The sequence below is a fragment of the Pseudomonas sp. D3-27 genome, from assembly GCF_051132165.1.
GTDB lineage: Bacteria > Pseudomonadota > Gammaproteobacteria > Pseudomonadales > Pseudomonadaceae > Aquipseudomonas.
The window spans coordinates 5,464,944-5,477,102 of the sequence record NZ_CP071667.1; the positions used below are offsets into that span (position 1 = coordinate 5,464,944).

The following is a 12,159-nucleotide window of genomic DNA, read 5'->3' on the forward strand; positions in this document are numbered from 1 at the left end:
TCGGGTGGTAGCCGTAAACGCCAACCTGTTGACCGCAAGCGCCAATTGTCATGACCGAACCCACTTCCCTCGCCAGCTGGACCCGCGCCCTGCGCAAACAGCTCGATGCACTGGGCCTGGACAGCCAAGCCCTGTGCGTGAAGGCGGGCCTGGACCCGGTGTTGATGGACGACCCGAACGCCCGCTACCCGCTCTCGGCCACCACGCGCCTGTGGACGTTGGCGGTGCAGGCCAGCGGCGATCCGGCGATCGGCTTGCGGGTGTCGCGCTTCGTCAGCCCCACCACGTTCCATGCACTGGGCTACGCCCTGGTAGCCAGTGGCAGCTTGCGTGAGGTGTTCGAGCGGATCGTGCGGTATCACCCGGTGGTCAGCGATGCGCTGACCTTGCAGCTGAGCCGCGGCGAAGACCGCTATCGCTTCAGCCTCGATGTACCGGCGGGACGCCCCGCTCCCGCCTTCGAGGCCATCGACGCGTTTGCCGCGATCTACGTGCGCACCTGCCGCAACCGGCTGGGCCGCGACTACGCACCGCTGGCAGTCTACCTGCGCCGCCCGGAACCGCTGGACCCGAGCCCATGGCACAAGGTTTTTCGCGCACCGGTGCATTTCGACGCCGGCCAGGATTGCCTGGAATTCAACCTCCTGGATTTCGACAGCCACCTGGACGACGCGAACCCGGAGCTGGCCGAACACAACGAAACCGTTCTCAAGCGCACCCTCGCCCAGCTTCAGCCGCTGACTTGGGAACGCAAGGTCCGCGCCGCCATCGAAGCCCAGCTGCCCGAAGGCGAACCCAGCGCCGAACGCATCGCCCAAACCATGCATCTGAGCCTGCGCAGCCTGCAGCGACACCTGGCCGACGAAGGCTGCCGCTTCGATGCGCTGCTCAACGAATGCCGGGAGAATCTGGCGCTGCTGCATCTGCGCGATCCGCAGTGCTCGCTGAGCGAGGTCAGCTATCTGCTGGGTTTCGCCGACACCAGCAGCTTCAGCCGCGCGTTCAAGCGCTGGACAGGCATGACGCCGGGACAGTTTCGGGATGGGTTGCGCTGAATATTTTCAGCGCCGGGGCGGGCCCTATCGCGAGCAAGCGCGCTCACACATGGGAAGCGGTGTGAACTGGCCTAATGATTTTGGACACTTCAATCGGGCGTTATGATAGCGCCCAAATCTGAGGTGTTTGGATATGCGTAAATCTTATTCGAGTGAGTTCAAGCTCAAGGCTGCCAGCATGGTGCTGGATGAAGGCCAGCCGGTTACCGAGGTCTGTGCCAGCCTAGATATCGGCCCCACTGCTCTGCGCCGCTGGGTCGATCAAGTGCAAAAAGAACGCCTGGGTTCGACCCCGGTAGGGGCCAAGGCGATTACCGCTGATCAGCGAGAAATCCAGAGGCTCAAAGCCCTACTCAGGGAGAAAGACCTGGACATTGAAATCCTAAAAAAGGCCAGTGCTCTCCTGCTTTTGGACGCCAAAGATCATTCACGCTGATCGATGAGCTGGACGAGCAATACGGCGTTAAAAGGTGTTGCCGGGCGTTTGGGATCAACCGCAGTAGTTTCTACGCCTGGCGCCAGCGCCAAGGCAGAGCAAATCCTGAACGGGACAAGCTCAAAGCCGCGCTGGTCAGGCACCACAGGGCGTCCAGAGAGTCGGCCGGCGCACGTACTTTGTCCAAGGAGCTAAAAGCCAAAGGGCATCGTATCGGACGTTATATGGCTCGCAGTTTGATGCGCGAAGCTGGCATCGCTAGTCGTCAGCGCAGGCGCCATAAGTACAAGTCGCCGGGCGTTGAGGCATTGGTGGCGCCGCACGTGCTCAAGCGAAAATTTGATGTAACGGCGGTTAACCAGGTGTGGTGTGGCGACGTGACTTACATCAAGGTCGGCAAGCGGTGGATGTACTTCGCCGCCGTTCTGGATCTGTACGCTCGGAGGATCGTGGGTTGGTCGTTCTCGATGATTTCTGATGCCAACCTGACCTGCGAAGCGCTACGCATGGCGGTTGAGCTACGCGGCCACCCCCAGGATGTGTTGTTTCATTCAGACCAAGGTTGTCAGTACACCAGTCATAAATTCCGAAACGAGCTTGTGAAACACGGGTTTAGGCAAAGTATGAGCCGTAAAGGCGAGTGCTGGGACAACGCCCCCATGGAGCGTTTCTTTGGTAGTTTGAAATCAGAGTGGGTTCCTGAAACGGGCTACAAACTGGAACATGAGGCCCGGGCAGACGTGCAGCGCTATGTCTCGCGCTACAACATCAGCAGGCCTCACAGCTACAACGACTACCGGTCGCCGGTCGCGAAGGAAAGGTTGGCGGCGTGAACCTTAATCGGTGTCCAAGATTACTTGACCAGTTCAGTGTGACCGCAATAGCTGCGACAACACCAAGCCCCTGTGGGAGCGAGCTTGCTCGCGATGGCGGTGTATCAGTCACTATCGATGTCGACTGACCTGACGTCTTCGCGAGCAAGCTCGCTCCCACAGGGTCCAGGTCGGTTTCAGATTGTGGTCAGGGCTCGCAACCGTTCGATGTCGAGGATTTCGATCTCACCATAACTGAGGTGAACAATGCCCTGCCCCTGCAAATCCTTGAGGATCTGGTTGGTGGTCTGGCGCGACAGGGAAAGCATCATCGCCAGTTGCTCCTGGGGCAGTGGCAAGACCCGGCGCGCCGGTTCGATTTCGCCGTAGCCTTCGGCGATCATCAGCAAGCGGTGGGCCACGCGGGCCGGGGCGGGCATCAGGCTCAGGTGTTCAAGGTTGATGAAGGTCAGGCGCAGTTTGTGGCTCATCAACAAGGCAAGATGACGCCAATAAACGGGTTGTGCTTCAAGAAAAGCCAACAGCGCAGCCTGTGGCAGATGCAGCAATGTACATTGGCCGACGCCCACCGCATCATGGGTCCGCGGTTGTCCATCGAACAGGCAGATTTCACCGAACCAATGCGGCGCCTCCACCACGCTCAGCAGCGCTTCCTTGCCCTGCTCGCTGACCGCGCCGATACGCACCGCGCCTTCGAGCACCGCGTACAGGCCGCACGGTGCATCGCCGCGCTGGAACAGCCGCTGGCCGGGCGGCAGGCGACGCACTCGCGACATGTCCAGCAGGCTATGCTGTAACTCAGCAGGCAGATGGCTGTACCAGTGACCGACCATCAAATGCGAGTGCCAGGGATGGGTATTCATGCAAACTCCGGGACAAGTGTCGGCTAGCTGACAGAGCGCCTGGTGAAACCTGTTCATCATGCAGGCATCACCTCAGGAGGAACAACAATGAAAAGCCTCGTCGATCACCTCAGTCAATACGCGGCCTACCACCGCGACCCGCGTAACATCGTCAGTCATTTCATCGGGATTCCGCTGATCTTCATCGCCGTCGCGGTGCTGTTGTCCCGGCCCGGATGGCCGGTTGGCGCGGTCCTGGTTTCCCCGGCGCTGCTGGTGGCGATGGCGAGTGCCTGGTTCTATCTGCGCCTGGAGTTGCGCCTGGGTGTGTTGATGACGGTGCTGCTGGGTCTTGCAGTCTGGCTGGGCCAGGTACTCGCCGCGCAAAGCACAACGGTGTGGCTAGGCAGCGGCCTGGGCATGTTCGTGGTGGGCTGGGTGATTCAGTTCGTCGGTCATTACTACGAAGGGCGCAAACCGGCGTTCGTCGATGACCTGACCGGGTTGATCGTCGGGCCGTTGTTTGTGGTGGTCGAGGCGAGTTTTTTGCTGGGACTCAGAAACGATCTGAAGCAGGCCATTGAGGAGCACGCAGGTCCGGTGGCCCTGCGCAACCAACGTTCGACGGTGTGAAATACCCGTCACTGTGGGAGCGAGCTCGCTCCCACAGGAGCTAGGTTTCACCGCTCAAGTTACAGCGAACCGAACTCGACCCGAATCGTCAGCGCGCCAACATTGTCGGTCAGGCCGGCGCCATGCTGTCTCGTCAAGTCATCGTTGATGCACAGTTGCAGCTCCCCCTGTTGATTCACGGGTAGCTGCGCCAGATCACCAATCAGAAACGGCGTCCCGCCGTCGCCCACCCGGCCGATCAACGCACCTTCAGCCGCGCCGGGCAACGTATAGCTGGAATAGGTGATGTGCCGCGAGCCACCGTTTCCATCCACCATCCCACCCTCTTTGCTGGCGCACCACTGGCCGCTGACATAGCGAACCACACGCGGAACCTGGGCGTTGAGCTGCACACCGGTGCCCTGCCAGGCCTTGTTGGATTGAACCTGCATCGTCACCGCCCGCAGGTCATTGGCCAACGTATCCCCGGCCTGGAACGACAGCGCGGCGATTGTCAGACTCGGGTTCGAGGTACCGGTACTTGGGAAGACGCCATCGCCCACCAGGAACAGGTTCTTGTGGTCCCAACTGCGCTGGTGTTTATCCACTACCGATTTGGTCTTGTCGTCGCCCATGCGGTAGGTCCCCATCAGGTGACCGGCACCCTGGAAACTGTAGCGCACCCCCTCATAATCGAAGAGTCCAGGTCCAATGGGTTGCGTCAACTCCTGCGCCCCAAGCAAGTCCTTGATGATATGGCTGGCGAGCACCTTCGCCTGTTGGAAACCTTTCTTGGTGTATTCCGACAGGTCGTAATGGATTTCCGGCCGTGGAATGCCGAGCCGATCCTTGTATTCGGCCGAAGGCACGATGTAGCTGTCAGCCTGATCGGGATGATCCTCAACCTGTTCAACCAGGAAACCGATCCGGAACTGGCGGGTAAAAACGTCGTTGAGCTTCTTCACCAGCGCCGTTCCGGACACCAACGTATTACCCGGGTTGGCGCCGCCATTGTTCACCCCATCGATAAAGTCGGCCACGGTGGTGTAGGGATCACCGGCCGGCCAGTTCCAGCCCTCGTTGCCGATCTCGATACGCCAGGCCGCGCGGTCGCTGCGAAAGGCGCCGTCGCGCAGGCTTTCGATGCCTGCCGTCGACAACGGTCCCCGATAAGGAAAGATCGCCTTGCCCTCGGGCATGAGCCCCCAGGCCAGATAAATGGGGTGGTCAGCCAGGCTGCGGCCCACCTGACCGCTGCTGTTGGCCACGCCGGCGGGCCAAGCAGTCGATGCGGAGTTGAGTAGCAGTTTCGGTGTTTCGATTGCATGGGCGGCAATCACATAGCGCTGTCCGAGCGCCACGCCGGTTCCTACGACGGGGCCGTCGCCCAGTTGATATTGCTTGAACTCGATACCGTTGATGTTGCTGTCGGGGCCAACGGTTACTTTGCTGGCCACGGTTCGATAAAGCACGCGAACCTTGCCGGTGGCCAGGGCCTTGTTCATGGTCACAGTGGCGTCGTACTTGGCCTGGATCGGGCAGATCGGCGTGCAATTGGTATTGCCGGCGCAAACCCGGCGACCGGCATAAGGTTGGGAGTTGCGCCCGGCCGGCGTCGGGCTGACCACCAGCGGCAAATTATCGAACGTCTGCCCCGTGACGGCGGTGACAAAGCTGCCATCGACGAGTGACAACGGAATACTGTGCATCGGGAACGCATAGCCTTCGGGAAAGGTCATGCCCAGGTAGGCTTGGTCGGCAACGTCGGCCGACACGCCAATCTCAGCCTCCGCCCGACAGTAGGCGCTTTGCAAATCGTTATAGCCAATAGGCCAGTCCACACCAACGCGATACAGGGATTTCAAGCGAAAATCGTTCGGCACCATGCGCAGGCAAGTGCCGACCCAATGCCAGGTCGTGCCGCCGCCTACTCGTTCATAGGTGCTGGTAAATGGCAGTGGCCCCTTTTGCACCAGATAGCTGACCTTCGGCTGGTTCCAACCCAGGATCAGGTCGGCGATAGTGGCCCGCGGCGCATTCTGGGTGGCAGGATCACGTGCCGGGTCCAGGCTGGTCACCGGCGGATAGGGCGACTCGGGGGTTTTCAACGTCGAGGTGTAGAAGCGCTCCAGATACTGCGAACGGTTGGCCGGAATTTCCGGCCCCGACTCCAGCACCAGCACCTCCACCCCCGCCATACCCAATTGATAGGCAATGATGCTACCGGCCAATCCGGCGCCAACGATCACCACTTCTGCTTGTTCGGTACTCATGACGACGCTCCTTGCTGTCCGTTGGCGGATACTCCCGTCAAATCCTTGAGACTGGGCGGCGTGCCGTTCCAATAACCGAAGAACGATTCGCTGTAGCCCATCGGATGAGCCTGGGCGATTTTCCAGGCCCAGCTGTAGATGTAGGCTTGGTCGGACACCACCTCCGAGCTGCCTTTCCTGAAATCCGAGGTATCGAAAGGCTGGTACCAGACACCTAGCAACCAGAGTTTCATGATCGAACGCGCAGCCAGCACGGTGTCAGGTATCGTCGGCTGCATATTGAATTTCAGTATTTGCTCGGCAATCTGGTCGGGCGGTACATGGTCGGCCGCCAGGGTGGCGTACTGAGTCAGCAACGCGTTGAGCACGTCAGAAGAAATGCGCGCAGTCACGTAATCGAGAAAGATCGGCGGCAGACCGACCGGGTCGATCTGCGGCGCCAGACGATCGGCCGAAATGCCGATCAGGGCCGACGACAGGCCTACGAAATTGTCCAGATTGGTACTCATTGCTTGGCTCCTTGCCCACTGGTGGACTGTGCGCGTTCGAGCAAATAGGTGAAGTCCGCAAAACTGGTGCGCGGCGATTCGGTGACATGGGTCGCCGCATTGCCGTGACACGCCATGCAGCTGGAGGACGCCTGGGGAACGGTGCCCTGGATATAGGTTTCCAGCGTGGCGTTGGCCAGGAACGACGGCGCTGGGCTACCCAGCGGGTTGGCGGCCGATACCTGGCAATCCTTCGGCGGGTCTGAAGGCCACTGGGTGCTGATCAGCTGATAGTTCGCCCAGACACTTTGTGGATTGGCCGTACGCAACAGCGATTGATAGGAGGCGTTGAGCGTCTTGGTCGCCTCGGTCAGTGGCACTTCCCGCACGATTTGCGAAGGCGTCGCCTTGACCGCCGGGTTCCACGGCCGTGGCGGAGGCTGATTGATGGCGCTCTGGCTATCGGCGTTATAGAACAGATAAGGGCCCGTGCGCTGTCCGACGGGCATGGTTTTTTCAGGAACGTTTTTTACGTGCTCGAAAGTCGACCAGACCCATTGGGCCGCATTGGCGGTTTTGTGGACCATGTGCAACCCCACCAACCCGACCGGCTCGGACACGCACGATTCCTCCACGATCGGCCCTTTGCCCGGGTCGCTATTGCCCGGCGTGTAGACCAGGGCATCGACCGTATGGAAATCCTGTCGTTTATCGCTGGGACCGAGCACTTTCCACGACGCCTTCACCATCACCGCGCCGACCTCCTGGCTCTTGGTAGAACCACAGCTGAATGCCACGGTGTTGTTCGGGTTCGCGGCGAAGAACTGCTGCTGGCCTTCGATGCTGTACAGGCCGTTGTTTACGATCCCGTCGAACATCGATTGGTTGACCACGATTTCATTGCGCGTATACACGCCGTTCTGATCCACCAGCGGACCGCTCTCGAAGGGCTGGATAAATTCATCCAGCACGTCGGGCACCTTGCCCATTTGTTGTAACAGGCGGCCGGACTTGAGTGACTTACACGCTTCAGGCAGGGTCGCCGGCGCATTCCAAGGCAGTGGTGCCTGCCCTTTCGCACGAAAAATCTGGTAGCTCTCTTTCCAACTTTCCCAAACCGTTGCCCCGTCTTGTTTTCCGATGGTGACGCCGGTATTGGGGTTGCCATTGTCCAGGGCCGGCCAATTCAGAGCGATGAAGGTCTGCCATGACAAATCATCGAAATTGGCTTGCAGGCTGGAGAGTGAAACCGGTTCGGTCACCGTGACATCGAAAGGTATCTGGGGAGACAACGTGGGGGCGGCGCTGGCAGAAGGACTCAACAGAACGCTTAACAAGGCACAACCGAAAGGGCCGTGCCGACTGACTTCCATTCTCATGCTTTTTCTCCTTGGCATCAGGGCGCCAGGAGACAACAACACCGGTCCGTCATGGACTCTCACTTGCCTCCTGGCATGTCAGAGTCTAGGTAGGGTTTGGGTCAGGGGAAGGTTAAAAGTAGAACCAATCGAAGCAAGGCCTAGCGGGGTTATTCAGATTCGGATCGGGGCGTAGGCGGGTACGCCATCGCGAGCAGGCTCGCTCCCACACTGGATCTGCGCCATACACAAATCCCTGTGGGAGCGAGCTTGCTCGCGATGTTTTTGATCTTATAGGTTGGAGACTTTCTGCCAGACCTTCGGCTTGAAGAACAACGTTTCGCCCTTCGCCAACCCCACCAGGCTGTCGTGGTCCTTCACCACTTCGGCCTCGATCAGCTCGCTCTGGCCTTCCACTTTCAGGGTCACCCGCGTGGTGGCGCCCAGTGGACGAATGTCGCGCACCTCGGCGGCGTGGTGGTCTTCCAGTTCCGAGCGCGACAGCGAGACTTCGTGAGGACGGAACAGCACATGCCGGTCCTCACCCAAGTGCAGGCGGTTCGAATCCCCGAGGAAGTGATACACAAAGTCGCTGGCCGGGTTTTCGTAAACGTCGCCCGGCGAGCCGATCTGCTCGATCACGCCCTTGTTCATCACCACGATCCGATCGGCGACCTCCATGGCTTCTTCCTGGTCGTGGGTGACGAACACCGACGTCAGGTTGATGTCCTCGTGCAGCCGCGCCAGCCAGCGGCGCAGTTCCTTGCGGACCTTGGCGTCGAGGGCGCCAAATGGTTCGTCCAGCAGTAATACCTTAGGCTCCACCGCCAGGGCGCGGGCCAACGCGATACGCTGGCGCTGGCCGCCGGACAGCTGCTCGGGGTAGCGGTCGGCGAGCCAGTCCAGTTGCACCATGTTCAGCAATTCGTGGACCTTGGTCGCGATCTGGCTTTCGCTCGGGCGCTGGCCCTTGGGCTTCATGCGCAGGCCGAACGCGACGTTATCGAACACGGTCATGTGGCGGAACAAGGCGTAGTGCTGGAACACGAACCCGACGTTACGATCGCGCACATCGTGGCCGGACACGTCCTCGCCGTGGAAAACAATGTTGCCCTGGTCCGGCGTCTCGAGGCCGGCGATGATCCGCAGCAAGGTGGTCTTGCCGCAACCCGATGGCCCGAGCAGCGCCACCAGCTCACCGCTCTGGATGTCCAGGCTGATGTCGTCCAGGGCCCGGAAGGCGTTGAAATTCTTGCTGACGTTACGGACTTCGATCGACATGACTTATTCCTCCGCGGCGCTGGCGCGCAGGCGGTTGATTCGGTTTTCGCTCCACTGCTTGAGCAGCAGGATGAAGAGCGCCAGGATCAGCAACAGGCTCGCCACGGCGAACGCGGCCACGTGGTTGTATTCGTTGTAGAGGATCTCGACGTGCAGCGGCAGGGTGTTGGTCACCCCCCGAATGTGCCCGGACACCACCGACACCGCGCCGAACTCGCCCATGGCCCGGGCGGTACACAGCACCACGCCATAGATCAGGCCCCACTTGATGTTCGGCACGGTGACATGCCAGAACATCTGCCAGCCATTGGCGCCGAGCAGGCGCGCGGCCTCTTCTTCCTGGGTGCCTTGTTCCTGCATCAGCGGGATCAGCTCACGGGCCACGAACGGCACCGTGACGAAGATCGTCGCCAGGACGATGCCCGGCAGCGCAAACACGATCTGGATGTCGTGATCCGACAGCCACGGCCCGAAAAGCCCCTGGGCGCCGAACATGAGCACGTAGACCAGGCCCGCGATCACTGGCGACACCGAGAACGGCAGGTCGATCAGCGTCACCAGCATGCTCTTGCCGCGGAATGAATATTTACTCACGCACCACGCGGCGCTCACGCCGAACACCAGGTTCAGCGGCACCGAAATCAACACCGCGAACACCGTGAGTTTGAGCGCCGATAAGGCGTCAGGCTCAAAGATTGCCGCGAAGAACGTCCCAAGGCCGGACTTCAAGCCCTGGGACACGACGATGAACAACGGCAGCAGCAGAAACAGCGCAAAGATCAGCCAGCCGAGGCCAATCAGCACGCGCCGCGACGTCGCGCTGCCGCGACGGGCGGCGTTGGTGGAAGCGGCGGAAATAGACGATTGGGACATGGTTCGCGCCTCCTTATGGGGTTTCGATGCGCCGCTGCAGCAGGTTGATCAGCAGCAACAGGACGAAGGAAACCACCAGCATCAGCACGCCGATGGAAGTGGCGCCGGTGTAGTCGTATTGGTCGAGCTTGACCATGATCAGCAGCGGCAGGATCTCGGTTTTCATTGGCATGTTGCCGGCGATGAAAATCACCGAGCCGTACTCGCCCACGCCACGGGCGAAAGCCAGGGCGAACCCGGTCAACCAGGCCGGCAACAGCGCCGGCATCAGGATGTGTCGGAACACCTGCCAGGGTTTCGCCCCTAGGCAAGCAGCGGCCTCTTCGACCTCACGAGGAATGTCGGCCAGCACCGGTTGCACCGTGCGCACTACGAACGGCAGCGTCACGAAGGTCAGCGCCAGGGTAATGCCCAGCGGGGTGTAGGCGATCTTGAAACCCAGGTCGGTGGCGAACTGGCCAACCAGGCCGGTCGGCGCATACAACGCCGTCAGCGCGATACCGGCCACGGCGGTGGGCAGGGCGAAGGGCAGGTCGATCATCGCATCGATGACCTTGCGGCCGGGGAAGGTGTAGCGCACCAGCACCCAAGCCAGCAGCGTGCCGATGACGCCGTTGATGATCGCGGCACACAGCGCGGTGCCGAAGCTGAGCTTCAAGGCAGCCAGCACCCGCGGCGCCGAGATAATCGCCCAGAACTGATCCCAGGTGAGTTGGGCGGCATGCACGAACATCGCCGCCAGGGGTATGAGCACAATCAGACTGAGGTACACCAGGGTGTAGCCCAGCGTCAGCCCGAAGCCGGGTATGACGGGGGATATGCGACGCGACATAAAGGTCCTTGGTTGAGACTCACAGGGTGCGGAGCCTGTGGGAGCGAGCTTGCTCGCGAAAGCGGTGTATCAGGCAACATTGATATTGACTGTACGACCGCCTTCGCGAGCAAGCTCGCTCCCACATGAAATGCGCTCTATTGCAGCTTACTGCGCCTGATAGATCTGGTCGAACACACCGCCATCGTTGAAGAATTTCGGCTGGGCAGTTTTCCAGCCGCCGAAGTCCTTATCGATGGTCACCAGCTCCACCTTCGGGAACTGGCGGGAATACTTGGCGGCCACGTCCTTGTCACGCGGGCGATAGTAGTTCTTCGCGGCAATTTCCTGGCCGGCCGGGCTGTACAGGTGCTTGAGGTACGCCTGGGCGATCTCGGCATTACCTTTTTTCTCGGCATTCTTGTCCACAATCGCCACCGGCGGTTCGGCGAGGATCGACAGCGACGGCACGACGATATCGAACTTGTCGGCGCCACCGTCTTCTTTCAGCGCCAGGAAGGCTTCGTTTTCCCAAGCCAGCAACACATCGCCCTGGCCGTTGTTGACGAACGTGATAGTCGAACCGCGGGCGCCGGTGTCCAGGATCGGCACGTGCTTGAACAGCGCTTGCACATATTCCTTGGCCTTGGCCTCGTCGCCACCGTTGGCTTTCAAGCCATAGGCCCAAGCGGCGAGGAAGTTCCAGCGAGCGCCGCCGGAGGTTTTCGGGTTCGGTGTGATGACCGACACGTCATCCTTGATCAGGTCGCCCCAATCCTTGATGCCCTTGGGGTTGCCCTTGCGCACCAGGAACACGATGGTCGAGGTGTAAGGCGTGCTGGCATCTGGCAGGCGTGTTTGCCAGTCCGCTGGCAGGGATTTGCCCAGCTTGGCGATTTCGTCGATGTCGCCGGCCAAGGCCAGGGTCACCACGTCGGCGCGCAGACCATCGATCACCGCCCGGCCTTGCTTGCCCGAGCCGCCGTGGGACTGTTGGATCTTCACCGTGTCATCCGGATGCGCTTTCTTCCAGAAACTGGCGAATTCGGCGTTGTACTCTTGATACAACTCGCGGGTCGGGTCGTAGGACACGTTGAGCAGCTCGTAATCCTTGGCAACCGCGGAACCTGCAAAAACAGCGCTGGCCAGGGCGGCCAAGGCATAACGGCGAATCGACGACATGGTGAAAGCTCCTGGAATTCTGGTTTTTATGGCTTCTGGAATCGGATGGCTTGCAGCAAGGATCGCCGCCTGCGACAGCGCCCACGCCACAGCCCCCCGGTCGGAGCTGCCGTAG

At 60.5% G+C, this 12,159-nt stretch carries 11 protein-coding genes; 3 read left to right on the forward strand and 8 right to left on the reverse strand.

All coding sequences use genetic code 11. The features are described 5' to 3' along the window. The first annotated feature begins 50 nt into the window (after positions 1 to 50). Entirely contained in the window at positions 51 to 1,055 is a 1,005-nt protein-coding gene (locus J3P92_RS24455) for an AraC family transcriptional regulator (protein WP_434561316.1), read from the forward strand. A 133-nt stretch (positions 1,056 to 1,188) separates the two neighbouring features. Next, positions 1,189 to 2,324 (forward strand): IS3 family transposase gene (locus J3P92_RS24460; RefSeq protein ID WP_434627779.1). Its coding sequence is split into 2 segments (ribosomal slippage): positions 1,189 to 1,438 and positions 1,438 to 2,324, totalling 1,137 coding nucleotides; the frame shifts between segments, so codons are not numbered across the junction. A 176-nt stretch (positions 2,325 to 2,500) separates the two neighbouring features. Here J3P92_RS24460 and J3P92_RS24465 read toward each other — a convergent pair. Continuing rightward, positions 2,501 to 3,187 (reverse strand): Crp/Fnr family transcriptional regulator, encoded by a 687-nt coding sequence (locus tag J3P92_RS24465; protein ID WP_434561318.1) that lies wholly within the window; start codon positions 3,185 to 3,187, stop codon positions 2,501 to 2,503. Between the two features lie 87 nt (positions 3,188 to 3,274). On the opposite strand from J3P92_RS24465, the gene J3P92_RS24470 reads away from it, so the two are divergent. Further along, positions 3,275 to 3,799 (forward strand): DUF962 domain-containing protein, encoded by a 525-nt coding sequence (locus tag J3P92_RS24470; RefSeq protein WP_434649362.1) that lies wholly within the window; start codon positions 3,275 to 3,277, stop codon positions 3,797 to 3,799. A gap of 59 nt (positions 3,800 to 3,858) precedes the next feature. On the opposite strand, the gene J3P92_RS24475 is transcribed toward J3P92_RS24470, so the two are convergent. The 7 genes from J3P92_RS24475 to J3P92_RS24505 form a co-directional block, all read right to left on the reverse strand. Continuing rightward, the gene (locus J3P92_RS24475; RefSeq protein WP_434649364.1) at positions 3,859 to 6,051 is read right to left on the reverse strand and encodes a GMC oxidoreductase; all 2,193 of its coding nucleotides are present in this window, start codon (positions 6,049 to 6,051) and stop codon (positions 3,859 to 3,861) included. Beyond that, positions 6,048 to 6,560: a sorbitol dehydrogenase gene (locus tag J3P92_RS24480; RefSeq protein WP_434649366.1), complete on the reverse strand. Its 513-nt coding sequence runs from the start codon at positions 6,558 to 6,560 to the stop codon at positions 6,048 to 6,050. The genes J3P92_RS24475 and J3P92_RS24480 overlap by 4 nt, the downstream gene beginning before the upstream one ends. Further along, positions 6,557 to 7,918 carry a cytochrome C gene (locus J3P92_RS24485; protein ID WP_434649369.1) on the reverse strand — a complete coding sequence of 454 codons (1,362 nt, stop codon included), beginning with the start codon at positions 7,916 to 7,918 and terminating at the stop codon, positions 6,557 to 6,559. Before J3P92_RS24485 ends, J3P92_RS24480 begins: the two co-directional genes overlap by 4 nt. Positions 7,919 to 8,188: 270 nt before the next feature. Continuing rightward, on the reverse strand, positions 8,189 to 9,178 hold the full coding sequence (locus tag J3P92_RS24490) for a sulfate/molybdate ABC transporter ATP-binding protein (RefSeq protein WP_181290574.1): 990 nt from the start codon (positions 9,176 to 9,178) through the stop codon (positions 8,189 to 8,191). A gap of 3 nt (positions 9,179 to 9,181) precedes the next feature. Continuing rightward, entirely contained in the window at positions 9,182 to 10,051 is an 870-nt protein-coding gene (gene cysW, locus J3P92_RS24495) for a sulfate ABC transporter permease subunit CysW (protein ID WP_420767760.1), read from the reverse strand. 13 nt (positions 10,052 to 10,064) lie between these two features. Then, positions 10,065 to 10,883: a sulfate ABC transporter permease subunit CysT gene (cysT, locus tag J3P92_RS24500; RefSeq protein ID WP_434608463.1), complete on the reverse strand. Its 819-nt coding sequence runs from the start codon at positions 10,881 to 10,883 to the stop codon at positions 10,065 to 10,067. 147 nt (positions 10,884 to 11,030) lie between these two features. Beyond that, positions 11,031 to 12,044, reverse strand: a complete 1,014-nt coding sequence (locus J3P92_RS24505) for a sulfate ABC transporter substrate-binding protein (RefSeq protein ID WP_434608465.1) — start codon at positions 12,042 to 12,044, stop codon at positions 11,031 to 11,033. Positions 12,045 to 12,159 lie beyond the last annotated feature (115 nt).